The organism is Pseudoalteromonas sp. SG43-3 (genome assembly GCF_014164385.1).
In the GTDB taxonomy this organism is placed as follows: Bacteria; Pseudomonadota; Gammaproteobacteria; order Enterobacterales; family Alteromonadaceae; genus Pseudoalteromonas; species Pseudoalteromonas distincta.
Genome location: NZ_JACJFC010000034.1, coordinates 1 through 26,096, shown reverse-complemented (window position 1 = coordinate 26,096; position 26,096 = coordinate 1). Strand labels below are relative to the sequence as shown.

Sequence of the window (26,096 nt, the reverse complement as noted above, 5' to 3'; positions counted from 1 at the left end):
GGGCTTTTTTACGTCTGCAGAAAAGTAAAATGTGCGCAATTATCATCCACTCACAGCAACACCCATCACGTAGGTCGGGCGAGCGTAGCGACTCCCGACGTCAAAAGCATAAAAAACCTCCGCTCGACAATGAGTGGTAGCATTTGTACTTTGGGTAAATAATACCAATTGGTTTAACATCTGACCTAATATAAAAGCGTTAATTATCTGGTCTTGTGATAAGTATTGAACATGACCTTTAAGCCTTTATATACGCTTTAGGTAGGTTACTGAAGAGAATAAAAATAGAGGTTAATACAGAGGTTTACGCATAGAACTTAAATCTAATGGGCATGTGGTTTTTAAATAATAGTGTTCATGGAGTGCCTATCTAAACTTGCAGTATAAACTACCCTTCATTAATTGTTTTATAGCATGATAGGCGGTTAGGGGCTGCTTTAATTTCATATGTACTGAGCGTTATTAATTTTTAATCCTTAGATTAACGAAGGCCATATACTTTATATTAGAAAACTATCGACAAGACTTACTGAAAAGCAATTCATGTACTCCTTCAACTAAAGTTTATTTTGTATTCTCTTGGTTCTAACTAACCACCTATATACGCCGATAATGAACAATGCAGCAGATCCGAAGCCACTTAACACCCAAATGACTTTTAAAATGTTACCGCCAATGCTGCCGTCATGTAGAGGGTGTATCCAGCTTTTTATTTTACTAGCCGTACTTTGCTTATCTATATTAAACACGCTCTCTAACTTTCCTGTAAGTGCATTAACCTCTATATAGCTATGTGGAAAGCGATACGAAGGATCGTTTACAGTTTGAAATCTTAATCTGTAAATAGCATTTAAGTTTGATGGTGTTTCAATCCAAGCTAAACGCGCATTCGGTAATGCTTTTTCAGCTATTAATACCGCTTGTGATAAAGAAATATCGGTTTGTTTGCTCGGTTGAATTTGTGTTTTTGGTGGGGAGTTTATATCGCTAACTAGAGCGGTTAATATAGGATCTGTTTGTTTTGGAATAGCGAGCATAACACCTGTAACAGTTAAAGCTAGTAGCGGTATGCAGAAGGTTAAACCAATTAGTTTATGCCAGTCGTATAGCAAACCTATTTTAGAGCTACGAGATTTAAATTTTAGTGCCTTTACCCACTGCCCAGGCTTTGGAAACCAAGCAAAGAATCCAGAGATAAGAAGAACTATTGAGGCTATGCCTATATAGCCAACGACGAGAGTGCCCGTTGCTCCTGTTAGTAATGAAAAATGTAAGTTGTACATCCAAGTTACTAAGTATTTTCCCCAATAGTTTTTACGTATTACTTTATCACTACTGCTAGATAGCCATACCATTAAGGGGGCAAAGCCTTGTTCTTTTGTTTCTGTTGGATTGTAGTATCGCGCGGGAATTACTGAGTTTATACCTGTGTTTTCTAATCGCCATGGCCCTTGCTTTGAAGGGAAATTGGCTCTTAGCGTATTATATGCTTGATCCCAATTAGGCGTTTTTATGTTTGTAGTAGCGTCATTTGCTGGATTTAGCAGTAAGTCTATTTGCGGATAGTAAACTAATATAGAGCCAGAAAGAGTGATAATAGTAAGTAAAACACCTACTGATAGGCCTAAGTATAAATGTAACCGCCTGAATGTTTTTCGCCATGAAAGCTTTAGTGTCATTAATTAAATAGCCGTAATGAGTAATGCAGGTTTATTGGGCATTAAGGAATGATTAATTACGCGGTATATTATATGGTTTTTGATATGAGTTGTGCGGCATTTTGTCGCACTTATTAAATTAGGTATTTAGAAAGTAAAACGCCAGCCCTTGGCTGGCGTTAAAATACAAGCTTGAAGCTTATTTAAGCTTTAGGCCCTGCATTTTTTATATCGTCTGATACGTCATACTTAGCAAAGTTTTCAGTGAAGTCAGCGGCAAGTTTTGCTGCATATTCATTGTACTTAGCTTTATCTTCCCACGTATTTATAGGATTAAGTAAGTTAGTATCTACACCTGGAACTGCTACCGGTACATCTAGGTTTAAAACATCAATGTGCTGAGTTTCAACACCGGCTAATTTACCAGATACGATTGCATCAACTACTGCGCGAGTAGTCGGAATATCAAAGCGCTTACCTGTGCCGTAAGGACCGCCAGTCCAACCTGTATTCACAAGGTATACTTTAGCGCCAAACTCGCGTACGCGCTTCATAAGAAGCTCAGCGTAAACACCTGCAGGACGTGGGAAGAATGGCGCACCAAAGCAGGTTGAAAACGTTGATTCAATATCGCTAGTAGAGCCAATCTCAGTTGAGCCAACTTTAGCTGTGTATCCACTTAAAAAGTGAAAAGCAGCAGCTTCTTCGCTAAGAACAGATACCGGTGGTAATACACCGCTTACATCACAAGTTAAAAATACAACAGCTTTTGGTTCGCCTGCGCGGTTTTCTACTTTACGTTTTTCAACATGTTCAAGTGGATATGCTGCACGGCTATTTTGAGTAAGGCTAGTGTCGTTAAAATCTGGAACGCCTTTTTCATCTAGCACTACATTCTCTAAAATAGTACCAAAGCGAATTGCATTCCAAATTACAGGTTCGTTCTTTTGTGACAGGTCGATACATTTAGCATAGCAACCGCCTTCAATATTAAACACGCTTCCAGGTGCCCAACCGTGTTCGTCATCACCAATTAAAAAGCGAGTAGGATCTGCTGAAAGAGTTGTTTTGCCCGTACCAGATAAACCGAAGAATAATGCTGTATCACCTGCTTCACCAACGTTAGCAGAACAGTGCATTGGTAATACACCTCTTGCTGGTAGTAGGAAGTTTTGCACAGAAAACATCGATTTTTTCATTTCACCGGCGTAGCGCATACCTGCTAGTAATACTTTACGCTGTGCAAAGTTAATAATAACGGTGCCATCGCTATTTGTGCCATCACGTTCCGGCTCGCATACAAACGAAGGAACGTTCATTACTTGCCATTGTGGTAAGTTTGAGGCGTTATAGTTTTGTGGTTCGATAAACATGTTTTTGGCAAAAATATGGTGCCACGCTGTTTCTGTAGTTACGACTACAGGTAGATAATGCTCAGGGTCAGCGCCAACTTCTAGGTGAGAGGTGAAGTGGTCATTACTTTGAACATGTGCTTCTACGCGAGCCCATAATGCGTCAAATTTTTCTGCATCAAATGGGCGGTTAACGTTGCCCCATTGAATGTCATCTTGAGTTGTTGCTTCTTGAACAATAAAACGATCTTTTGGTGAACGGCCAGTTCGTTTTCCTGTAATTGCAACAAAAGCACCATTTGCGGCTAAAGTACCTTCGCCACGGTGGATCGCATGCTCGACAAGTTCAGCTGCGGTTAAATCGACAAAACGTGTAGCGCCTGTAGTCATGTTTATACCTAACTATAATGTGTGAGAGTTTGAACGGGATAGCTCTGGGGTTATCAGTGCCCTTAAGCTGAAATTATAGTAACAGAAGGTTTTGAGATATTCGAGCCCGTAAAGCCTCTAAAAACACATATATTTGCTAAAAAACATGAATAATTTCAATGATACCGGTGTCAGTAAATTAACAAAGTTCATGACACCGGTATCATCTTTTTATAATATAAAACCGCATATTTTGCGGCTTTAATTACTATATATAAATGAAGCTGAACATTTAGTTGAAAATGCTTTTTATGTCTTGTTCGTTAAAAACATACTCTTTTAAACAGTAATGACAGTTAATGTTAACAGTCCCTTTCTCAGCTACATCTTTGAGTAGTTCTTCTTGTCCAATATTAACAAGTGCAGTAATTGTTTTATCACGACTACAACCACATTTGAATTTAATAGCTTGAGGTTCAAATACGCGAGGATTATCTTCGTGATAAAGACGTGTAAGAACAGTGTTCGCATCTAAGTGTAACAACTCTTCATTTTTAATCGTGTTACTTAATGCTTCTAGGTGTGCAAAGTCTTCAATTGATTTTTGTTTATCAACTGGAAGCACTTGTAAAAATAGACCACATGCTTTTGCGCTACCTTCAGTAGTGTCAGTTGCAAACCAAAGACGTGTTTTTAGCTGCTCAGATTGCTCAAAGTAACTTTCGATACATTCACTAAGAGTATCATGCTCTAGCGGCACTATACCCTGGTAGCGTTCACCTTTTTCAGGGGTAATAGTGATTACCATATAGCCTTGGCCAATAAGCTCTTTTACAGTTGTGCCCGTAATTTCGCTTTGCAGGCGTGCAATACCACGCATATTTTGTTTGTCATCACCATTTATAACAGCATATTTAACTGGGCCATCACCTTGAAGCTGTACAGCAATTTCACCTTCAAACTTTAAGGTAGCAGTAAGTAAACAGGTTGCAACGAGTAACTCACCAAGTAATGCTTTAACAGGGTCTGGGTAATTATGGTCGGCAATCATTTCATTATAAGCACTCTCGATTTGTACGAGTTCGCCACGAACATCTAGTTCGTTGAATAAATAACGGTGAAGTAAATCTTGTTGCATGAGCGGCTATACCTAACTTGATTTCATTTTTAAAAGTTCGCGTCTTTGCTTTTTATCCGGTTTTTTATCCGGATGGGGGGCAAAAAAGCTGTTATTTTTGCGTGCGATGCTGTTCTCTTCGCGTTTAGCAATACTGGCATCAGATTCTTGATACATGGTCTGTGCAATGGGGGCGCTTTGGCGTTTTTCAAGCACTGAGAGTATGGTTATCAGCTTTTCATCTACTCCTTGTGCAAGTTTTATATTTGCGCCAACTTCTACTATTTTACTCGCTTTTGTACGTTGTCCATTATAATGCACTTTGCCGCCTTGTACCATTTCACGTGCAATAGCACGAGTTTTATAAAATCGCGCAGCCCACAACCATTTATCTAATCGAACTTTTAACCCATCCGCATGGTCTGAGTTGGTATTAGCGTTACTTTTTTTACTCATAAGGCATTTCCCCACGTTTTATAGCTTAAAATTTATCATGAAATCATCGTAGGATGAAGGTATTACAATAGCCGTTTACTTTTTATACGGTTATGTAAAGTTAATTTAATCTGTTTACAAAGTTTAATATTAGTGTGCTTGTTGAAAGAAAAATGAAAGGGTACTATGGGTACGCGCTAACGCAGTAAATTAAAATAAGAACACTATTTATGGAACAGCAAATCCAACAACTAAAACAATTTTTAACGCGGTTACCGCATGCTAAATTAAGTGCATTAGTGACACTGTTAGTTGTTGTTTATCTTGCATTTTTATTATCAAAGCTTGTCTGGCTTTTATGGCCGAAACCACCAGTAACTCTACTTACTCCTACCCATTATGCTAATCAGCCATCTGGTGCGAGTAATAACTCAGCGCAGCATATTATTGAGCAATTTTTATTTGGTAAAAAAACTGTAACAAACAACAATAATACTGCAAAACAATCGCAGGTTATAAATAATGCGCCAGAAACACGCCTAAGTATTAATTTAACCGGTATTGTAGCTGTTAATAATGATGACCAAGCAGGCATAGCAATTATTGAATCACAAGGTAAGCAAGTAAGCTACCTTGTTGAAGAAGTTGTACTTGGCACGCGCGCTGAAGTAGCGCAGATACTGCCTGATCGTGTTATTTTAGGTATTAATGGAGGTTTTGAAACATTAATGCTTGATGGGCTCGATTTTAGTAAAAAAGTATCTATGCCTGTACTCGCTGCGCGTGACGATGCCGAAATGGGTCCGCAAAAATTAGAGCCAAGTGAATTACAAATAGACGCCACTGCAGACCCAGACGTTAAAGAAGCAATTATAGAAACACGTGAAGAGTTACTCGAAGAACCGGGCAAGTTATTTGACTATATACGTGTTTCACAGGCTATGAATGATGGTGAACTAATTGGATATCGCTTAAGTCCAGGTAAAGAACCTGAACTGTTTAAGCAAATGGGATTAAAAAATAACGATTTGGCTATTTCTATAAATGGCTATCAATTAACAGATTTAAAACAGGCTATGTCAGCTATTAACGAGCTGCGTAATAGTACAGATGCCAATATCACTATAGAACGTGATGGTGAACAAATTGATGTGCAATTTAGTCTGCAATAATTTAGCTTTGGAGTTTTAATATAATGGTTCAGGTGCTACACCTCAAAAAAATTAAAAAAGGGTTAGCTAAGTACGCGGCACTTTTTTTGGCGGCAAGTATTTCTTTGTCTGTTTCTGCTGTTGAATATGCTGCTAACTTTAAAGGCACTGATATCAACGAGTTTATTAATATTGTTGGTAAAAATCTCAATAAAACAGTAATTATTGACCCTAACGTGCGCGGCAAAGTAAATGTTCGCAGTTATGAGTTAATGGACGAAGCGCTTTATTACCAGTTCTTCTTAAATGTATTGGAAGTTTATGGCTACTCAGCTGTTGAAATGGACAATGGCATTCTTAAGGTAGAAAAAAGTTCAGACGCCAAAAAATCAAATGTGCCACTTATTACCGAAGGTAACGAAGCTAGCGGCGATATGATGATTACACGTGTTGTACGTGTCAAAAATGTAAGCGTACAAGAACTAGGCCCTTTAGTTCGTCAATTTAGCGATCAAAAAGATGGCGGCCATGTTGCTAACTTTAATGCGGCTAACGTAATGATGTTAACGGGGCATGCTGCATCGGTTAATCGCTTAGTTGAGATTATTCGCTCTGTTGATCAGGCGGGTGATAAGCGTGTAGACATTGTTAAGCTTAAATATGCAACAGCAGATGATGTTGTCTCTGTGGTAGACAATATTTATAAAGACAGCGGCAAAGGCAGCGTACCTGAGTTTTTAATTCCAAAAGTAGTCGCAGATGGCCGAACTAATAGCGTTATTGTAAGTGGTGAAGGCCAAGCACGTACACGTGCCATAGAGCTTATTAAGCGCTTAGATGGCGAATTAGAAAGCCAAGGTAATACCAAAGTGTTTTACCTAAATTATGCTAAAGCTGAAGATTTAGTAAAAGTACTGCAAGGCGTAAGTAAGTCACTTGTTGAAGATGCACAAGGCGGTACCACTAAGACTCGTAGCAGAAGTAACAACGAAAGCAGTATAGAAGCTCACCCAGATTCAAATTCACTAATTATCACCGCACAGCCAGACACAATGCGCTCGCTTGAGTCGGTAATTGAACGTCTTGATATTCGCCGTGCACAAGTACTTGTAGAAGCCATTATTATTGAAGTAATGGAAGGCGACGGGGTTAACTTAGGCCTGCAGTGGATTTCTGAGCAGGGCGGTATGTTGCAATTTAACAATGGTACTACGGTTCCCGTGGGTTCATTAGCTGTTGCTGCAGAGCAAGCACAAGATACAACCGTAACTAAAACTATCATTGGTACAGAAACTGGAACCGTTACTAGTTATGACGAAACGACTGAGGGTGATTATGATGCGCTTGCTTCATTGCTAAGTGGCATTAATGGTTTAGCGCTGGGCGTTGTTAAAAATGATTGGGGCGCAATTATTCAGGCTGTTGCCACTGATACAAATTCAAATATATTGGCTACCCCTTCTATTACTACAATGGATAACGAAGAAGCCTCTATTTTAGTCGGTCAAGAAGTGCCTATTATTACAGGCTCACAAACGGGCAGTAATAATGCTAACCCATTTCAAACAGTTGAGCGTCAAGAAGTCGGTATTAAACTGATAGTTACGCCACAGATTAACGATGGCTCTGCAGTACAACTTACTATTGAGCAAGAAGTATCGAGTGTAAGTGGTGCAACTGCTGTTGATATTTCAGTTAATAAACGTGCAATTAAAACAACGGTTATGGCCGATGATGGCGGTATGGTTGTACTTGGCGGTTTAATTGACGAAGACGTACAAGAAAGTGTTTCTAAGGTACCGTTATTAGGCGATATCCCTATTTTAGGTCACCTGTTTAGATCAACAAATACAACGCGCCGTAAGCGTAATCTTATTGTATTTATTCGCCCAACCATTATTCGTGATGGTGTAAGCATGAATAAGTTAAGCTTTAATAAATATAACTTTATTCGTGGTGAGCAGTTTAAACAAAAAGAAGATGGTATTGAGTTAATGCCAATGACTGATACGCCTATTTTACCTGAGTGGAATGACGAACTAGTACTTCCACCTACGTATGAAGAGTCTCTACGTAAACAAAATGCACAAGAGCGTAAAGATGACTAATGCGATTCAAGAGATAAACCAAGATGTGGTTCATCCTCAAACGCATAATCAGGATGAGCTATTAACGAGTGATGTGTTAGTTGAGTTACCAGCAAAGCGTTTGCCGTTTTCCTATGCAAGACGCGCAGGTGTGTTGCTTGGTAAAAACAAAGATCATCGTATAGTTTACTACCGTGGTGAGCTAGATGTTGAAGTACTATTAGAAGTACGCCGTATCGCAGGCCATGGTTTTACACTTGAGCAATTGGATGATGATAAATTTGAGCTATTGCTTGAAGCGTCATACCAACGTGATAGCTCTGAAACGCAACAAATGATGGAAGATATTGGCAACGAGGTTGATTTATTCTCACTTGCTGATGAGCTCCCGCAAACTGAAGATTTACTTGCTGGTGACGATGATGCGCCAATCATCAAGCTTATTAATGCCATGCTAAGTGAAGCGATTAAAGAAGGGGCTTCTGATATTCATATCGAAACCTTCGAGCAAGAGCTTGTTATTCGCTTTAGGGTCGATGGCGTGCTTAAAGAAGTACTTAAGCCTAATCGTAAACTTGCATCGTTACTTGTATCTCGAATTAAAGTAATGGCTAAGCTTGATATAGCTGAAAAACGTATTCCACAAGATGGTCGTATTAGCTTACGTATTGCAGGGCGTGCAGTTGATGTGCGTGTATCTACAATGCCATCGAGCTTTGGTGAGCGCGTAGTACTGCGTTTACTTGACAAAAACAACGCGCGCTTAAACCTTGAAGATTTAGGTATGACCGCAGAAAATCGCGCTTTGTTTTCAGATTTAATTAGTAAACCCCACGGCATTATTTTGGTAACAGGGCCAACGGGCTCTGGTAAAAGTACCACTCTATACGCTGGTATGAGCCAAATTAACTCACGCGATCGTAATATTCTCACCGTTGAAGATCCAATAGAGTACGAAATTCCAGGCATTGGGCAAACACAAGTTAATGCAAAAGTTGATATGACATTTGCACGTGGTTTACGTGCAATATTACGTCAAGATCCTGATGTAGTAATGGTGGGTGAAATACGCGATCTTGAAACTGCGCAAATTGGTGTTCAAGCGTCACTTACCGGTCACCTTGTTATGTCTACTTTGCATACAAATACCGCATCGGGTGCAATTACACGTATGGAAGATATGGGTGTTGAACCCTTCTTACTTTCATCGTCGTTACTCGGTGTGTTGTCGCAACGCTTAGTACGTACGTTATGTAATACTTGTAAAGAAGGTCACACGGCTGATGAGCATGAATGCCAGCTGTTAGGGGTTCCTTTTGAAAGCCAACCGACAATCTATCGAGCGGTGGGGTGTGAAGAGTGTAACTTCAATGGTTACCGTGGTCGTACAGGTATTCATGAGTTACTTGTAGTTGATGAAACCATACGCGAAATGATTCACAACGGTAAAGGCGAGCAAAGCGTAGAAAAATACATTCGTAAGCGCAGCCCAAGTATTCGCCAAGATGGGTGTAGCCGTGTACTGGCAGGCAAAACAACGCTTGAAGAAGTATTGCGTGTTACCCGTGAGGAAGGTTAACTATGGCGGCGTTTGAATATCGTGCCTTAGATGGCCGAGGTAAAGAAAAAAAAGGCATTTTAGAAGCCGATACGGCTAAACAAATCCGCCAAACTTTACGTGATCAAAAACTAACGCCGCTTGAAGTTGTTCCTGCGGCGCAAAGTGATAAACAGGTCAAAGGCGAAAAAGCCCCTTTACTCGGTGGCTTTTTTAAGCCGACAATTTCAACCTCAGACTTAGCATTAATTACAAGGCAATTAGCAACACTTATTCAATCGGCACTTCCTGTTGAAGGCGCTGTTATGGCGGTTGCTGAGCAATGCGAAAAGCCGCGTTTAAAGCGGATGCTTATGTCGGTACGCTCAAAAGTAGTTGAAGGTTACACCCTTGCCGATGGTCTTAGTGAGTTTCCTCATGTTTTTGACGATTTATATCGTGCAATGGTAGCCGCAGGCGAAAAGTCGGGGCACCTTGACCAAGTACTTAATCGTTTAGCCGACTATACCGAGCAGCGCCAACATATGCGTAGCCAAATAACTCAGGCTATGGTTTACCCTATTATATTAGTGGTATTTGCAATTGGTATTGTGTCGGTATTACTGGGCACCGTAGTACCAAAAATATTAAAAACGTTTGAAAAAACGAAACAAGTACTTCCTTGGACAACCGAATGGGTTATGGCAGGCAGCCATTTTGTGCAAAATTATTGGTTTATTAGTTTAATAGCGATTACAGCTATAGCCATTGGTATTAAGCATGCACTTAAGCAGCCTAAAATACGTTTTTGGTGGGATGACCGAGTGCTACATATGCCAGGTATAGGTAAAGTGGCTCGTGGTATTAATACCGCACGTTTTGCGCGTACTTTAAGTATTTTATCGTCAAGCTCAGTACCATTACTTGAAGGAATGCGTATCTCGGGCGGCGTATTAATTAACGAAAAAATTAAAAAAGCGGTTGCAGATGCATCCGACAGAGTAAGTGAGGGTGCAAGCTTAAGAGCTGCACTTCAGCAAACTAAGTTGTTTCCACCAATGATGCTGCATATGATAGCAAGTGGTGAAAAATCAGGTGAACTAGAGCAAATGTTAGAGCGTGCTGCAAATAACCAAGATCGCGAATTTGAGAGCATGGTTAATGTATCGCTTAAACTACTAGAGCCTGCGATGATCGCCTCAATGGCGGTTATTGTATTATTTATAGTAATGGCAATATTGCAGCCAATAATGGCTATGAATAAAGCTGTTGGACTTTAAGTTAGAATAAATTTTTAAATATATTAATGGTTTTACCTAAACCATTTTTACTTAAATGTTTTTAGAATAATGAGGTAATTACGTGAATAAACAATCAGGTTTTTCTTTACTAGAAGTGATGGTGGTACTGGTTATCATCGGGATGATTATGTCAATTGTTGCACCTAACATTATGGGTCAGCAAGAAGAGGCTGCTATCGATAAAGCACATCTAGATATCCAGCAATTAGAAGATGCAATGAGCTTATACAAGCTTAAAAATAAGAGCTACCCAAGCACAGAGCAAGGTCTTGAAGCGCTAGTTACCCAAACAAGCATTGAACCGGTTCCAAAACGTTTCCCTGATGGTGGCTTTATTAATGAATTACCAGAAGATCCTTGGGGTAATACTTATCAGTTAATTAGCCCAGGTGAAATTGGCAAGTTTGATATTTTTTCTATGGGCCCAGACGGTGAAGCAGGTACTGATGACGATATCGGTAACTGGGACGAAGAAAAACAATAATGCTTAAGTACAGCGTTCTGTATGAACATGTTAATGCTAGAGGCTTGCTATGAAAACAAGCCTTAAGCAGCGCCATGCAAAAAACAGAGGCTTTAGTTTAATAGAAATTTTAGTGGTATTAGTGATCATCGCTTTTGCCACAAAAATGGTGGTATATAGCTTAGAAGGTGGTGCTGAGGAGGAGTTAGATACTCAAGCACTAAGGCTGCATACCACCATTAATATGGCATCGGAATTTGCTATTTTAAACCAAGTTGAATTGGGCTTATTAGTAGAAGAAAATACATTGGAGTATTTAGTTTTCGATGGTGAAAAGTGGATTACTTTTGACCGTGAAGATCTTTTTAAACCAATAGAATTAGATGAAAGATTAAAGCTCACTCTTAACTTAGAAGATTTAGCGTGGGCGCAAGATAACCTCTTAGAGCAATCTAACTGGCGCGAGCTTATGAGTGGCGGCGATGAAGACAGTTTACTTGAGCTTAAAAAGTTAAAAATACCACAAGTACTTATTTTGTCATCAGGTGAGGTAAGCGCGTTTCAACTTATATTAGAGTTAAAAGAGCAAAGCGAGCCTGTGTATTACATTGAAGGTGAATTTACTGCACCAGTAAACTTTCGCCGAGAGCCAGAATAATGAAGCGCACTAAAGGGTTTACCTTATTAGAGGTGTTAGTGGCATTAAGTATTTGTGCCATGGCGGGTATAGCTGCAATGCAAGCAACAAGCGAGCATATACACCACTTAACGACTATTGAAGAGCAAACCTATGCATCTTGGGTCGCCGAAAACGTTATTATTGAACAGCGTACTAAAGGCGAACAATGGCAAGGTAAAAATAACCTCAAAGGCAGCGAAGTAATGGGTGGTGTTGAATGGTTTTGGCAACAAGAAGTTACAGCCACTGCTGACAAAAGCTTTGTAAAACTAACCATAAATGTTTTTACGGATGAAAAATATGAGCATTCAGCATATGAGTTATCAACGTATTTAAATAAAGGCAAAAAGTAAGTGAGGCAGCGCGGGTTTACATTACTTGAAGTTATGGTTGCACTGGGTATTTTAGCTTTTGTTATTATTGCTACTCATCAAATACTCGAGACGACAACAAGAGCAAAAGATGCCTCCGATGAAAAGATTGCTGAGCTAAATGGATTGCAAACAACATTTAGATTAATGGATCAAGATTTTAGCCAAATGACCAAACGCGCAGTTCGCAATGAGTCGGGTGATGTTCAAGAACAATATTTACTTGCTGGTCGTTACGTTTTAGAAAGCCAATACGATGGTATCGCGTTTGTACGAGATGGCTGGATAAATCCAATTAACTTATTGCCACGTTCAGAACTACAAGCCGTTGGTTATAGAGTGATTGACGATAACCTTGAGCGTGTTTATCGGGTTTATGTTGATCAGCTTGATAATATGGAGCCGCGAGTTCAACGTGTGCTAGAGAATGTTGAAGAACTTAAGTTTGAGTTTTTAGATGATAAAAACGAATGGCAAGAACAGTGGGAAATTAAAGCCCTCCCTAAAGCGGTTGCTGTTACGTTGCAACAAATAGAAGCAGAGCCAATTCGTCGTGTATTTTTAGTTCCTGGGCAAGGCAAAGTTGTTGCTACACAAACTACGGATGTGAATAATGGTTAAGCAGCAATCATCGCGCGGTGCAGCACTTGTTATTGTTTTGTTTATTGTGGCATTAGCGGCTATTTTAGCAGTAGAAATGAGTGCTAATTTAATGGTTCAAGTGCAAAAAAGTACAAACTTGCAAGGTCACCAACAAGCTAAATGGTACGCCTACGGTGCAGAAGAGCTTGCTATTAAAGGGCTAATACAAAGTAAAAAAGATGATGCCGATAAAACAACACTCGATCAAGTGTGGGCAACTCAAGGAGATGCTTCATACCCTGTTGATAACGGCACGTTAAGTGGCAAAATTACAGATTTACAAGCATGTTTAAATTTAAATGCTTTAGCCATAGCGCCAGAAGAAAATAGCGCAAGTAAAACAAACCCTGCACACAAAGCACTCTTTGCATTACTTGAAAACATTGAAGATTTACCTGCTGACGAATCAGAAGAGACGATGGCAGATAGTGTATTTGATTGGCTTGATGAGAACAGTATTACGTATCGCTCAGGTGCAGAAGAAGACGAGTATTTATCACGAGATTTTCCGTATATGACAGCCAATAGTTTATTTGCATCAACATCGGAGCTGCGTTTAGTTAAGGGCTTTAACCCATTAGTGATGGAAAAAGTATTGCCATATGTATGTGTAATACCAGGCAGTACACTTTTATCAATTAACGTAAATACATTATTGCCAGAGCAAGCGCTCATACTCAGTGCCTTGATAGAAAGCTTAAGCTTATCTGGCGCAGAAGCGGTGTTAGGCGCAAGACCGCAAACTGGCTTTGACACCATTGATGAATTTTTTGAACAGGTGAAGCAGCAAGGCGGTACTAATACTGACTCAATAAAAAGTCTATTTAGTATTAAAAGCGAATATTTTAAATTACAAACGCAGGCAAACTTTGTCGACCTGCGTTTTTCGATGACCACATTACTGCACGCTAAAGACGGCGACGTAACGATACTGGCGCGAAAATTTGGAGGCGTACAGTGACAGAAATACTGTTGATCCGCACGGGTCAAACCGAACAAGAATTACTTAACTGGTTAATTTACTCACCACAAGAACAAGAAATAATAGCCAGTGGCGAGTTACCAAATGCAGAGCATTTAAGTGAGCTAAGCGAAAAAGCACTTACCCGAGAAGTTGTCGTGTTATTACCCAGTGATCAAGTGCAATTAAAAACGGTCGCTTTGCCAACAAAATGGAATCGCAAGCTTGAGCAAGCATTGCCATACATGCTTGAAGAAGATATAGCATGTGACGTAGATGAACTGTTTATAGCTGTAGCGCAGCCGACAATGCTTGGTGAGCAACATGCAATTCGTGTAGCAATGACAGACCGTGAATGGTTTGAACAATGGCTTGCATTATTTGCTGAGCATAATCTATCAGTATACAGAATATTACCCGATGCTTTGTTGTTACCGCTTGCAGATGATGGCGCCGTAACTGCTATTGAGCTCAACAACCAATGGTTGTTTAAGCAAGGGCAATGGCATATTAGTGCGGTTGAATCTAGTTGGTTGAATGGCTATTTATCAGCCATGGGTAACCCCGACATTAAACATTTTAGTCCTGCTAATCAGTTTCCTGAAAGCGTTAACTTACAAGCCCAAACAAGCGATTACGACTTACCTTTAGCATTATTTGCAAAACAGTTAGATAGCGTTAATTTTAACTTACGCCAAGGTATGTATCAGCTTAAAAAACAAAGCGCTTTGTGGTGGGGTTACTGGAAAGGCGCCGCAATTATAGCAAGTGTTGCATTGGTTTCTACAATTACAATAAAAGCTATTGAGTTACACCAACTTAATACACAAGTAGAAGTAGCTAAAGCTCAAGTAGTCGACAGATATCAAAAAGCATTTCCGGGAACTAAAGTTCGCCCTAATCTAATTAAAAGCCAAATTAAAGGCGCGTTAGATAAAATACAAGGCTCAAGTGAATCCGGCTTTTTAGACTTAACGACTAATTTGGTTGATGTATTTTCGCAAGTCAGCGAATTTACACCTGAAACACTTCGTTATGACAAACGTCGTAATGAGCTGCGAATTCGTGCACGGGCTAAAGACTTCCAAACTTTTGGTAAAGTAAAAATCATACTTGAAAAGCAAGGTTTAACTGTTGAGCAAGGGTCTTTAAATAATGACGGTGATTATGTCGTAGGCGAAATTAAACTGCGAGGTGCAGTATGAAAAAGCAGTTAATGAAACAGTGGCGTTCGCTTAAAGAGCAAGAACAACAATTGGTAATGGTCGCTGGTGGCGTGTTTATTATTTTTGTTTTAGTAATGGGGATATTTAGGCCATTAAATAACGCGATAGAAAAAGCACAGCAATCTCAAATTAAACAACAAGAGCTATTAGCTTGGGTTGATGACAGTATTGTTAAGCTAAAGGCTGCAGGCAACACCAGTGTTGCTAGCAATACAAACTTAAGCCAAGTGGTAAACTCTACTCGTGGACGCTATAAAATCAATATTAGTAAAATGCAGCCCAGTAGTGATTCACTTCGTTTGACGCTTGACTCAGTAGAGTTTAATCAGTTAATAGAATGGCTAGATGAGCTAGTAAATCAGCATGGTTTAAAAATTGAAAATTTAGATTTAAGTCGCGATGATAAATCAGGCTATGTGCGCGTAAGCCGTTTAGTATTAGAGAATTAATTAATGAAAAAAATAATAACGTTATTGGCTGTCTTTTTAATTAGTTTTATTGTGTTTTGTATTATTAAATTACCAGCACATATTGCACTAGATATAGCAAAACCGTACTTTCCAAAGCAATTAGAAGTAGGCCAAACTGTAGGCACTGTTTGGCAAGGTCAAATGATGCAAGTTCGTTTTGATGGTGAACAGTTAAATAATGTGCGCTGGGATATTGCAGGCTGGAAATTATTTACAGGCAAACTAAATGCGAACATAAAATTTGGTAATCCACGAGAACGCAGTGATATTTCGGGTTACGCAGATGTAAGTTATGGGTTTTTTAATAAAAAAGTAATAGTGACTGACGCCCTAGTACGCTCAACTGTAGAGCGTGCAATGCAACGTGTGCAACTTCCTCTGCCTGTTACCGCTAAAGGGCGTGTGATATTAGAACTTGATGAATACAGCTCAGGCGCACCTTATTGTGACTCACTAAAAGGTGAAATAGCGAGCCCTAATATTGATGTTCAAGGTTTAAATGGATGGTTTAATATTGGACCTCTAGCAGGTAAGTTAAGCTGTAAGTCGGGTGATGTTGCTATATTAATTGACCCAGATAATACGCTTGGCCTTGAGGCCGATGCTACACTTAAAGCTAATTTCGACTTTAGAGTGGCAGGTTATGTAAAACCAGATGCCAGCTTACCTAAAGATGTACATGATGCGGTTAAGTTTTTAGGCCGACCAGATAACCAAGGTCGCTACCCGCTCAACTTTTAATGTTTTAATATAAAGAGTTTTAATGCAAATACCCCAATTTACTGAGTTGCACGCAAAGCAGCTTAGCTCATTTTTAAATACCCAATCTCAAGCAATGACCCTTGTACAAAGCCAAGGCTATTTATTTGGTGTAATTTGTTCGCCTAACCCATTAGATGTACATGAGTGGCTTGAGCAGATATTGCCAAACACAGCTAATGATTTAGATGAAGAAATGCTTTTTTTGTTTATGGCGCTTTATCACAAAATTAGTGAGCAGGTGTTCGAAACTGGATATAAATTACCAGACACATTTGATGCTGAATTTTGTAAGTCGTGGAGTAAAGGCTTCTTAGTTGCAACGAAAGCTTATGCAGAACCTTTGTTAAATGCACCGCAATTAGACGTTGATTTTAAACAAGCATTAGAAAGTGCGTTAAGCACACTAAGCTTTTTTGCACTCGACCAGCTAGCAATAGCTCAGATTGCCAAACAAAATAACATGACAATAGAAGCTTTGTGTCAGTATCAGTATGAATCTATGGGTGACTTTGCATTAGGGTTTGCTGAACTAATTGAAGTGGTCGCAATTAATAGTGGCTTGATAACCGACGAGAGTTGGGAAGAGTAATTATTAGAGCTAGGCGCTTAGTTTAATCTAAGTGCCTAGCTCTAATATAATATCCGTACAGCCTTGTTTGCACTTTACTATGCCTTTACCAGGTTCACTGGTGGCTAAATCAAGTGTTAAAACCCCATTACACTTCTCACACTTTAATGTTTTGCCTTGCGCTAATTGCTTGAGCATATTGCGCTGCTTATGAAATGAGTCGCTTGCTTTTTTATTTAATCCTGAAAAATCCACTACTTTGCTCGCTTTTGCTCTAATGCTTCAGTCACTATTTTACATACCGTATTTAAACGGTCGTCATAAAAATAAAGGTTTAAGTCACGCTCACGACAATAGCGTAGGTGAAATAACTGAACAGAGTCATCTGTTGTAAACGTTTTTTCTACATACTCACCTTCAGATTCAGATAGTTTAAGTTGACTGCTGATCCTATTTTTCGCCATATTTGCAGCGGGGCTTCTGTTGACCTTGCTTGCATCACTTAAAAAGCCAATGCCTTCACCTAGTAACCTTTCGCGAGGTTCTTTTATAAGTGGGTGATCGATTGTAAAAAAGGCAAGGATCACAACTACCAAAATAATAAATTTTTTCATGGATACGTAAACCTTGATCTAAGTAGGGTTGAATTACCATGCAGTGTAATAAACTGCATTTTAAAAGCAAGTAACTGGGATGAATAAATTATTAGCAATCTATGCCAGTAATTTTAACCAACATTGTTATAATGGTTAACAGCAGTCAGATATTTCTGAAATATCTGAAAGTATTCGAGAAGGCAATTTATTAAAGTAAATATGCCTAGCAAGTAACTTGCTAACTTTAAGTATAGAGTACTTGAGTATTGCTGGATTTTTATTTCCAAGCGGCGTTGAGGAACTTCGATGGACAAGCAAATTAAAGTAAAGAATATCCCTGTAGAGGTGAAAATCCAAAAACCGGATTTAAGCCGTCAAGATGATAGGTTCAATCCCCGAAATCGTATTTATGTGCGTGCTGTAAAAGGTCTACATCAATTACTTAGACAGCGCATTGGCTTCTTAGGCCTGCTTGCGTTTATGTTACTACCTTGGATTAATTTTAATGGCCAGCAAGCTGTGCTGTTTGATCTAATTGGTCAAAAATACAATATTTTTGGTTTAACGCTATGGCCTCAAGATTTTACTATATTAGCGTTTATTTTTATGTTGGCAGCATTTTCGTTGTTTCTAGTGACCACCTTCTATGGACGGGTGTGGTGTGGCTACACATGTCCGCAAACTGTTTGGACTTTTATTTTTATTTGGTTCGAAGAAAAGCTTGAAGGCACGGCTAATCAACGTAAAAAACTCGATCAACGACCCATGAATTTTGATAAGTTTTGGCGTAAGACGGCAAAGCATACTAGTTGGGTATTGTTTTCGTTGTATACCGCAATTTCTTTTGTGGGTTATTTTACGCCAATAAGGGAGTTACTCCCTGACTTTGTAACGTTTGATGTAGGTGGTTATGCACTAGTCAGTATTATTTTCTTTGCTGCGTGTACTTATGGTAATGCCGGTTGGATGCGAGAAATTATGTGTTTACACATCTGTCCTTATTCTCGTTTTCAATCAGCTATGTTTGATAAAGACACATACACCGTAACGTACGACGAAAGCCGAGGTGAAAGCCGTGGTCCTCGTTCACGTAAAGTAGACCATAAAGATTTAGAACTAGGCGACTGTATAGACTGTAACTTGTGCGTTCAAGTGTGCCCAACAGGTATTGATATTAGAAATGGGCTACAAGCTGAGTGTATCAACTGTGGTGCATGTATTGATGCGTGTGATGGCGTAATGGATAAAATGGAATACCCGCGTGGGCTTATTTCATATACGACAGAGCGAAATCTCGAAACCCCAGAAAATAAAACGAATCCACTGCGAGCTAAAATTATTGGTTACACGGTCATACTTGTTGTGCTTACGGGAGCGCTTGTCGCTAATATAGCACTGCGTAAAACAATGGACTTTGATATTATTCGTGACCGAAACCAATTATATCGTGTCGATTTTGATGGTTTAGTAGAGAACACCTATACATTAAAGGTAATTAATAAAGCGCAGTACGAGCAAACCTTTAATATTAAAGTACAAGGGTTAGATAACTTTAAGTATATTGGTAAGCAGTCATTTACTGTGCAGGCAGGGGAATCTCATAACGTACCATTGTCACTTGTAATGGACCCTTATGATTTGAAGGCGCCGATGACTGAGTTTAACTTTGTGCTTTCACCGGTAGATGAGCCGGATGAGACAATATCGCAGTCGAGTAACTTTTTTAAAGCGCGATAATCGCAACTTACCTTAATTAGGTAAGTTGATATAGCAATTAACAAAAGCGGGTATATAACCCGCTTTTATTTTATATAAGAAGAGTATGAGTAAATTTAGTTTTATTGACTTAACACCTGATCTAATACTCGATGCAATAGAAAGCGTAGGTGTGTACGCCGAATCTGGTTTATTAGCGCTCAATAGCTATGAAAACAGAGTGTACCAATTTAAAGCGGATGATGGCCTACGTTACGTAGTGAAGTTTTATCGCCCAGAGCGCTGGAGTAAAGAGCAAATTCAAGAAGAGCATGACTTTGCATTTGAACTAGCGGATGCAGAAGTACCCGTTGTTGCCCCTATTTTATATAATGGGCAAAGCTTGTTTGAACACGAAGGGTATTTGTTTGTGTTGTTTCCAAGTGTAGGCGGGCGTTTATTTGAGGTTGATAATTTAGATCAGCTTGATGTAATGGGGCGATTGATTGGCCGTATGCACCAAGTAGCTAAAACAAAACCTTTTACTTATAGGCCAACAGTTACCTGCGAGGAGTATTTGCATACAGCCAAAGTTCATCTTCAAAAAAGTAACTTAGTACCCATGGGAATAAATACTGCTTTTTATACTATTTTAGATTTAGTGATAGAGCAGGCGCAAAAACAGTATAAAGATGTGCAAAGTATTCGCTTACATGGTGACTGCCACGTTGGTAATATTTTATGGGCAGGTGATGCGCTAATGTTTGTTGATTTAGATGACAGCCGCCAAGGTCCTGCAATCCAAGATTTATGGATGATGCTCAGTGGCGATAGAGCGACGCAACTGTTACAGTTAGACACCCTTGTAAATGCGTATGAAGAGTTTTGTGATTTTGATCACTCTCAACTCAAATTAATTGAACCGCTGCGAGCAATGCGTATTATTCATTATATGGGATGGGTAGCTAAACGATGGAGTGATCCTGCTTTTGTGCGGAACTTTACATGGTTTGCTGATGACAAATACTGGGAGCAACAAATTTTAGCACTGAAAGAGCAACTTGCAGCATTGCAAGAAGCACCGTTAAAGTTATTGCCGTAATATTTTATTTAAAGACAAGTACAACGAGATACAAATGCTTAAAAAATTAAAACTGAGTTTATTACTTTTATGTTTACCATTTGCAGCACTTGCTGCACAGTTTGAAGTTGATAATCAATACACTGTTATAGATGTAGACAAAAGCAAGTCACCGCAAGTAACTGAGTTTTTCTCATTTTACTGTCCACATTGCTTTAAGTTTGAACCAGTAGCAAAAGCAATTGAAAAAGGCTTGCCAGAAGGCGCTGAGTTTATTAAAAACCACGTTAACTTTTTAGGTGGCGTGTCACCACAAGCACAAAGTAATTTAAGCTTTGCTTACTTAATTGCTAAGCAGCATGGTCAGGCGCAAAGTATTAGCGATCAAATTTTTAAAAGTATCCATGTTCAACGTGCACCATTAACTGAAATGAAAGACGTTAAAAAATTACTTGAAGTAAATGGTATTGATAGCGCAACATTTGATCAAGAGATTGCAAGCATGCCTGTTATTTCAGCTGAGCAAGCAATGCAAAACAAACAGAATAAATATTCAAAATTAGGCGCACTTACAGGTGTACCTACTTTTATTGTTAACGATAAATATAAAATAAACCTCAACACCATCAAAAATCAAAAAGAACTTGATGAGTTAGTAGCGTTTTTATTAGCACTATAAATTTCGGAGCATAATAATGATTAAATTAGTTAAAGCAGGTTTGCTTTCAATATTACTTCCTATGGCAGCAACAAGCTTTGCAGCAACGTATGAAGAAGGGGTGCATTACGACGTAGTTTCTGAGCGTGCAACTAAAAAGCCAGAGGTTAAAGAGTTCTTCTCATTTTACTGCCCTGCATGTAATAACATGGAAGCACTAATTGGTGAGTTTAAGCCTAAGCTTGATAAAAGCGTTAAATTTAAAAAGAGCCATGTTGATTTTGTAGGTGTACGTGACCCAGAAAACCAACAGATGATGAGCCAAGCACTAGCGACAGCTGAAGTGCTTCCACAAAAAGATCAGATTATTTCTGCAATCTTTAATCATATCCATACAAAGCGCGCTAAATTTAATGAGCTTGCAGATGTAAAAGATATATTTGTAGCGCAGGGCGTTGATGGTGATAAGTTTGATAAGCTGTTTAAAAGCTTCTCGGTACGTACGCTGAGCTCTAAAATGAAACGCGACCAAGACTACTTTAAAGAAAAAGGCGCACTACGTGGCGTACCTACCTTTATTGTAAATGGTAAGTACAAATTAAACCTAGGTCGTGAGTCGGGTATTACTAAACCTGAAGACATTAGCAAATTAATAAATTACTTAGCTAACAAGTAAGTTTAGCTAAAACAAAAAAAAGCTCCTTAAGGAGCTTTTTTATGGGTAACGTTTACTGAACGTATTTATTTGCGCTGTAAGAAAACGCCCGACTCAATGTGATGCGTATAAGGGAACTGATCAAATATAGCAAAGCGCTTAACGTTATGCGTACGTGTTAAGTGATCAAGGTCACGCTCAAGAGTTTCAGGATTACAGGATATATAAATTATGCTTTCGTAGTTAGCCACTAAGTCACACGTTAATTCATCCATGCCCGCGCGTGGTGGATCAACTAATATGGTTTGGCAGTCATAGCTTTTTAAATCAATACCATCTAAACGAGAGAAAGTACGCTCGCCATTCATTGCTTGAGTAAACTCTTCACTAGACATACGAATAATATCTAAGTTCTCTACGTTGTTTTTAGCAATGTTGTATTGAGCAGAGTGAACAGATGATTTTGATATTTCCGTCGCTAATACTTTATTAAAAGAACCTGCTAATGCAATTGAAAAGTTACCGTTACCACAATACAATTCTAGTAAATCATTTTTAAGTGGTTTACATAAATCTTGTGCCCACTCCAGCATATTAATATTTACTTTTGCATTAGGCTGAGTAAAGCTATTTTCTACTTGTTGATAAATAAGCTCTTGCCCATTAACTGTTAAACGTTCAGTTACAAAGTCATCACCTAGTACTTCTTTTTGTTTGCGAGCACGACCTATAAAGTCAATTTTGTATTTACTGCTAAGCTTTTCTTTCAGTGCTTTAATTTCACTTAACCATTCATCATCCAGTGGTTTGTGATAAAGCAAGCTTACTAAAATTTCACCGCTTAGCGTTGATAGGTAATCGATTTGAAATAACTTACGGCGTAATATTTCACAAGGCTTAAGGTTTTCAATCATCACCTGCATTATTTCACCTACTAGAGGCGCTGCTGGGTCAAATGTATCAACACGGATTTTTTCTTTTGTTTGTTGATCAAACATAATGTGAAACAGATCATCACCGTCGTGCCATACTCTAAATTCAGCACGTTGGCGGTAGTTAGTTGGCTCTGAGCTAAATACTTCTAATTGCTCCACACCAAAACGTTGAAACTGCGTACTAATTCGCTGCTCTTTTTCACTTAACTGCGCTTGGTACTGTGTGGTATCTATTTTAATAACTGCCATTAACGCTACTACCTTATCTAAGATCTGTTTATCGGCGCTATTGTAGGGAGCGCTGCGTATTTGTCTAGTTTTGGCTAGCATTTATGCTGTTTTATTGAACATTGTACTTTAGTTTTTGTTGTTATAGCCGATAATAAACTACGCACGCTTAGGAGACGAATCATGAAAATAGGTAATTATGGCTTTACGCCAAACAACAACATCAATAAATTCAATAATAAAGCTGATATACAGCAACCTACAATTACGTCTCCTCAAGATAGCTATCAACAACGAGGCCGAGAGTTGGCCGCAAAGGTGCTTGGCGATAAAATGGCTGAGCAGCTTGGATTGCCTATCGCAGAAAAAAAAGCAGATAAACCACTATTTGATTTTGATGAAATAGTAAAAAACGTACTCGATTTTGTAAGTAGTGCTGTAAATAAAGCAAAAGCTAACGGCGCTGATGACGAAAAGCTCAAAGATATGCTAGGCGATGCGCGCAAAGGAGTCCAAATAGGGATTGATGACGCTGTTGATGAACTCAAAGGTACAGGCGTATTTAATGATGACATGGAAGAGGGCATTAATAAGTCCAAAGAGGGAATTTACAATGGGCTGGATAAGTTTGAAGAGTCGTTATTTAACCCACAACCTGCCAGCGTAAATATAAGCCAGGCCCAATACGTCAGTATGACGAGTAATGCAGAGTATAAATTTACTACAGCAGAAGGCGATGAGGTAAGTATTAGCTTTGCTGATGCATTTGAATCTCAATCGGCAAGTGGCTATCAGCAAAATAGTAATAGTGAGTCGTTTGCAAGCTCATCATCGCAATCTCGACAGGTATCATTTTCGATGTCGGTAAATGGTGACTTAAACGAGCAAGAGCAAGAAGCTATTAATGCGATGATGGAAGACTTACAAGATTTAAGTAAAACCTTTTTTGGTGGTGATTTAGATGAAGCATTTGAACAAGCGCAAGAGCTGAGTTTAGACAGCGATCAGCTGGTGGCTTTTTCTATGGATTTACGCCAAACAAAAACAATAGCAACAGTTAAAAGCTATGAAGAATATAAACCAGCACCAGAAAAACAAGTAGCAGAAGGGTTAGCCCCTTTTAATGACGACCTTAAAAATGCTTTTGAAAAAGCGGGTGAGCTTGGATTACAAAATCAGCTAGCTGGCATTCTCCAATGGTTAAATCAAGATCAGGAACAAATAGATAAGTTAGTAGATTATACAAAGTCTATGTTCGAAAACCTTAATCAGTTAAATTCAGCAGCCGACAGGCTTACTGATTTAGAAGCCACGCAAAGTTAAACTACTTTCTTTTATAAAAACCTCATGGCAAACTGCCGATCTTAAAGTAAAGTAGGAACGGTAGTTTGTCAGCGCATATAATGGTCTTTGATTCAGGTATTGGTGGAACTACTGTACTTGAACATATCAAGCAAAGTATCCCCAATGCTCAGTACAGCTATTTTATGGATAATGCATTACTACCTTATGGTGCTCAATCCCAACAAACTATAATTAACCGATTATGTTCACTTATTCATTTCATCAAAGCCAACACGCTTAACGTCGATTTAATTGTAATAGCGTGTAATACAGCTTCTACATCTGCACTCAGCGCTGTTCGCCAAATTACGGATATTCCTATAGTAGGTGTTGTGCCAGCAATAAAACCTGCAGCAGAGTTAACACGTTCAAATCATATTGGCTTATTAGCCACACCGGCAACGGTCGCCAGTTCATACACAAAAACATTAATTGCTGAACATGCACGTAATGTGATCGTTAATCTGTATAGCAGTGTTGAATTAGTAACGTTAGCTGAGGAATGCTTTTTTACAGGCTCTTTAGATACAAATAAGTTGTATCAAGTACTTGATGAACTACATATAGATAAAACAATAGATGTACTTGTACTAGGGTGTACGCACTTTCCGATATTAGCAGAGCCGATTAGTCAGTACTTTGAAGGGAATGTAAAATTACTTGATTCAGGTGTAGCGATAGCAAATAGAGTCAACTTCCTACTTAACCAACTTAACTTATGTGTGGATAAACAAACAGACATAAAAAAGCCGCTGCAATATTATGCAACGGCTGATGTGTTTAGCAATAAGCTAGCGGTAAAGCTAGTTACACTGACTGATCCGTCTCAGTACGTAGAGCATTAGAATCATCTTCTTGTTTTTGTTTTGCTTCACGTACCTTTAAAGTACGTTGTTGGAACTCGCTATCGTTCAAGTTAGCAATTGCATTGTCTGCATCAGCTTGCGCCATTTCAACAAAACCAAAGCCACGACGTTTGCCAGTATTCTTATCCTTTAATAAACGAACATTGAATACTTTGCCTTGTTCTTCAAATAATGCACGAACCACACCTTCGTTTGCACGATAAGGAAGGTTACCAACATAAAGCGTTTTTGTTTTAACTTCAGCTTCTTCAGTCACATCAGATGATATTGCAGCAATAGCAATCGCACCAATTAATAAACCAGCACCAAATAGTAATGCAGGGTTTAAAGCTAAGCCGCCTAAAGCAAACTCAACAACAACAAAACCAACTACAGCAAGAATAACAGAGAAGATAAAAGATTTTTGATCGGGTAATTTCATTTTAGATCTACCAATAAACAGGAAATAAACATTAATTTAACATTGTGAACTTGCTATCTTAACGCCTAAATCAAACATAGCAATGATATTTGTATTAAATAATAAATAAGAGCATAAAAAAGCATCATCTTAGAGGGGTTTTCATGTGGTTTTACGTGGCTTTGTTCTATTTTTGTTCGAACAGTAAAAAGATCTAAAAAAAGGGTTGATCTGTTTTTGGATCTCCCTATAATGCGACCCCACTGAGACGGAAAACGCCAACGCATAGCGAGGCACGAACTACTCAGAGAGTTAAATAAAACTTCGGTTTTAAATCTTTCAAAAGAAAATTTAAAACAAAGTATTGACTCGAAAAATAAAGGGTGTATTATTCGCATCCCTTGAGACGCTAAAGCGACTCAAAACGTTCTTTAACAATATAAAGCAATCATCTGTGTGGGCACTCGTACAGATTGAGTTCTAACAGCC

At 38.8% G+C, this 26,096-nt stretch carries 27 protein-coding genes; 19 read left to right on the top strand and 8 right to left on the bottom strand.

The features are described 5' to 3' along the window. Positions 1-557 precede the first annotated feature (557 nt). The 4 genes from H5157_RS19840 to hslR all read right to left on the bottom strand — a co-directional run bounded on the left by H5157_RS19840 (position 558) and on the right by hslR (position 4,952). Positions 558-1,679, bottom strand: coding sequence for a PepSY domain-containing protein (locus tag H5157_RS19840; protein WP_182725366.1), 1,122 nt, complete (start codon positions 1,677-1,679; stop codon positions 558-560). Between the two features lie 182 nt (positions 1,680-1,861). Continuing rightward, the gene (locus H5157_RS19835) at positions 1,862-3,400 is read right to left on the bottom strand and encodes a phosphoenolpyruvate carboxykinase (RefSeq protein ID WP_182725365.1); all 1,539 of its coding nucleotides are present in this window, start codon (positions 3,398-3,400) and stop codon (positions 1,862-1,864) included. A gap of 271 nt (positions 3,401-3,671) precedes the next feature. Next, positions 3,672-4,517: an Hsp33 family molecular chaperone HslO gene (gene hslO, locus H5157_RS19830; protein ID WP_002962025.1), complete on the bottom strand. Its 846-nt coding sequence runs from the start codon at positions 4,515-4,517 to the stop codon at positions 3,672-3,674. Between the two features lie 12 nt (positions 4,518-4,529). Then, a complete protein-coding gene (hslR, locus tag H5157_RS19825) occupies positions 4,530-4,952 on the bottom strand; it encodes a ribosome-associated heat shock protein Hsp15 (RefSeq protein WP_002962027.1) in 423 nt (140 codons plus the stop codon). 209 nt (positions 4,953-5,161) lie between these two features. On the opposite strand from hslR, the gene gspC reads away from it, so the two are divergent. The 13 genes from gspC to H5157_RS19760 all read left to right on the top strand — a co-directional run bounded on the left by gspC (position 5,162) and on the right by H5157_RS19760 (position 17,170). Further along, positions 5,162-6,103 carry a type II secretion system protein GspC gene (gene gspC / locus H5157_RS19820; RefSeq protein WP_024598237.1) on the top strand — a complete coding sequence of 314 codons (942 nt, stop codon included), beginning with the start codon at positions 5,162-5,164 and terminating at the stop codon, positions 6,101-6,103. A 23-nt stretch (positions 6,104-6,126) separates the two neighbouring features. After that, entirely contained in the window at positions 6,127-8,190 is a 2,064-nt protein-coding gene (gene gspD, locus H5157_RS19815) for a type II secretion system secretin GspD (RefSeq protein ID WP_154904192.1), read from the top strand. After that, positions 8,183-9,748, top strand: a complete 1,566-nt coding sequence (gspE, locus tag H5157_RS19810) for a type II secretion system ATPase GspE (RefSeq protein WP_002962032.1) — start codon at positions 8,183-8,185, stop codon at positions 9,746-9,748. The genes gspD and gspE overlap by 8 nt, the downstream gene beginning before the upstream one ends. A gap of 2 nt (positions 9,749-9,750) precedes the next feature. Next, on the top strand, positions 9,751-10,986 hold the full coding sequence (gspF, locus tag H5157_RS19805) for a type II secretion system inner membrane protein GspF (protein ID WP_002962033.1): 1,236 nt from the start codon (positions 9,751-9,753) through the stop codon (positions 10,984-10,986). An 82-nt stretch (positions 10,987-11,068) separates the two neighbouring features. Next, positions 11,069-11,491 carry a type II secretion system major pseudopilin GspG gene (gene gspG / locus H5157_RS19800; RefSeq protein WP_002962036.1) on the top strand — a complete coding sequence of 141 codons (423 nt, stop codon included), beginning with the start codon at positions 11,069-11,071 and terminating at the stop codon, positions 11,489-11,491. A 49-nt stretch (positions 11,492-11,540) separates the two neighbouring features. Continuing rightward, positions 11,541-12,128 carry a Tfp pilus assembly protein FimT/FimU gene (locus H5157_RS19795; RefSeq protein WP_165724348.1) on the top strand — a complete coding sequence of 196 codons (588 nt, stop codon included), beginning with the start codon at positions 11,541-11,543 and terminating at the stop codon, positions 12,126-12,128. After that, positions 12,128-12,502 carry a type II secretion system minor pseudopilin GspI gene (gene gspI / locus H5157_RS19790; protein WP_002962039.1) on the top strand — a complete coding sequence of 125 codons (375 nt, stop codon included), beginning with the start codon at positions 12,128-12,130 and terminating at the stop codon, positions 12,500-12,502. Before H5157_RS19795 ends, gspI begins: the two co-directional genes overlap by 1 nt. Further along, on the top strand, positions 12,503-13,141 hold the full coding sequence (gene gspJ / locus H5157_RS19785; protein WP_182725364.1) for a type II secretion system minor pseudopilin GspJ: 639 nt from the start codon (positions 12,503-12,505) through the stop codon (positions 13,139-13,141). Further along, positions 13,134-14,123, top strand: coding sequence for a type II secretion system minor pseudopilin GspK (gene gspK / locus H5157_RS19780; protein ID WP_024596391.1), 990 nt, complete (start codon positions 13,134-13,136; stop codon positions 14,121-14,123). Before gspJ ends, gspK begins: the two co-directional genes overlap by 8 nt. Further along, positions 14,120-15,328: a type II secretion system protein GspL gene (gene gspL, locus H5157_RS19775; protein WP_154904188.1), complete on the top strand. Its 1,209-nt coding sequence runs from the start codon at positions 14,120-14,122 to the stop codon at positions 15,326-15,328. The genes gspK and gspL overlap by 4 nt, the downstream gene beginning before the upstream one ends. Next, a complete protein-coding gene (gspM, locus tag H5157_RS19770) occupies positions 15,325-15,798 on the top strand; it encodes a type II secretion system protein GspM (protein WP_024596393.1) in 474 nt (157 codons plus the stop codon). Before gspL ends, gspM begins: the two co-directional genes overlap by 4 nt. A 3-nt stretch (positions 15,799-15,801) precedes the next feature. Further along, positions 15,802-16,560, top strand: coding sequence for a type II secretion system protein N (locus H5157_RS19765; RefSeq protein WP_182725363.1), 759 nt, complete (start codon positions 15,802-15,804; stop codon positions 16,558-16,560). Positions 16,561-16,582: 22 nt separating this feature from the next. Beyond that, complete coding sequence (locus H5157_RS19760; RefSeq protein WP_024596395.1) at positions 16,583-17,170, top strand: UPF0149 family protein; 588 nt, start codon at positions 16,583-16,585, stop codon at positions 17,168-17,170. 27 nt (positions 17,171-17,197) lie between these two features. Here H5157_RS19760 and H5157_RS19755 read toward each other — a convergent pair whose 3' ends face one another. After that, positions 17,198-17,404, bottom strand: a complete 207-nt coding sequence (locus H5157_RS19755; RefSeq protein WP_002962050.1) for a hypothetical protein — start codon at positions 17,402-17,404, stop codon at positions 17,198-17,200. Next, entirely contained in the window at positions 17,404-17,763 is a 360-nt protein-coding gene (locus H5157_RS19750) for a hypothetical protein (RefSeq protein WP_002962051.1), read from the bottom strand. The genes H5157_RS19755 and H5157_RS19750 overlap by 1 nt, the downstream gene beginning before the upstream one ends. 288 nt (positions 17,764-18,051) lie before the next feature. On the opposite strand from H5157_RS19750, the gene ccoG reads away from it, so the two are divergent. The 4 genes from ccoG to H5157_RS19730 all read left to right on the top strand — a co-directional run bounded on the left by ccoG (position 18,052) and on the right by H5157_RS19730 (position 21,855). After that, positions 18,052-19,482: a cytochrome c oxidase accessory protein CcoG gene (gene ccoG / locus H5157_RS19745; RefSeq protein WP_182725362.1), complete on the top strand. Its 1,431-nt coding sequence runs from the start codon at positions 18,052-18,054 to the stop codon at positions 19,480-19,482. Positions 19,483-19,567: 85 nt separating this feature from the next. Then, a complete protein-coding gene (locus tag H5157_RS19740) occupies positions 19,568-20,542 on the top strand; it encodes a serine/threonine protein kinase (RefSeq protein WP_024596396.1) in 975 nt (324 codons plus the stop codon). A gap of 34 nt (positions 20,543-20,576) precedes the next feature. Next, a complete protein-coding gene (locus tag H5157_RS19735; protein WP_002962054.1) occupies positions 20,577-21,200 on the top strand; it encodes a thiol:disulfide interchange protein DsbA/DsbL in 624 nt (207 codons plus the stop codon). 16 nt (positions 21,201-21,216) lie between these two features. Beyond that, entirely contained in the window at positions 21,217-21,855 is a 639-nt protein-coding gene (locus tag H5157_RS19730; protein WP_182725361.1) for a thiol:disulfide interchange protein DsbA/DsbL, read from the top strand. A gap of 65 nt (positions 21,856-21,920) precedes the next feature. Here the strand turns inward: H5157_RS19730 and trmA are convergent, their stop codons facing one another. Continuing rightward, positions 21,921-23,018: a tRNA (uridine(54)-C5)-methyltransferase TrmA gene (trmA, locus tag H5157_RS19725; RefSeq protein ID WP_182197434.1), complete on the bottom strand. Its 1,098-nt coding sequence runs from the start codon at positions 23,016-23,018 to the stop codon at positions 21,921-21,923. A gap of 162 nt (positions 23,019-23,180) precedes the next feature. Between trmA and H5157_RS19720 the strand changes: the two genes are divergently transcribed. Together H5157_RS19720 and murI are read left to right on the top strand one after the other, a co-directional pair. After that, a complete protein-coding gene (locus H5157_RS19720) occupies positions 23,181-24,320 on the top strand; it encodes a DUF5610 domain-containing protein (RefSeq protein ID WP_182197436.1) in 1,140 nt (379 codons plus the stop codon). Positions 24,321-24,385: 65 nt separating this feature from the next. Continuing rightward, positions 24,386-25,186: a glutamate racemase gene (gene murI / locus H5157_RS19715; RefSeq protein ID WP_024596400.1), complete on the top strand. Its 801-nt coding sequence runs from the start codon at positions 24,386-24,388 to the stop codon at positions 25,184-25,186. Here murI and H5157_RS19710 read toward each other — a convergent pair. Further along, positions 25,149-25,628, bottom strand: a complete 480-nt coding sequence (locus tag H5157_RS19710) for an RNA-binding protein (RefSeq protein WP_024596401.1) — start codon at positions 25,626-25,628, stop codon at positions 25,149-25,151. The two genes, murI and H5157_RS19710, sit on opposite strands and share 38 nt — an antisense overlap. Positions 25,629-26,096 lie beyond the last annotated feature (468 nt).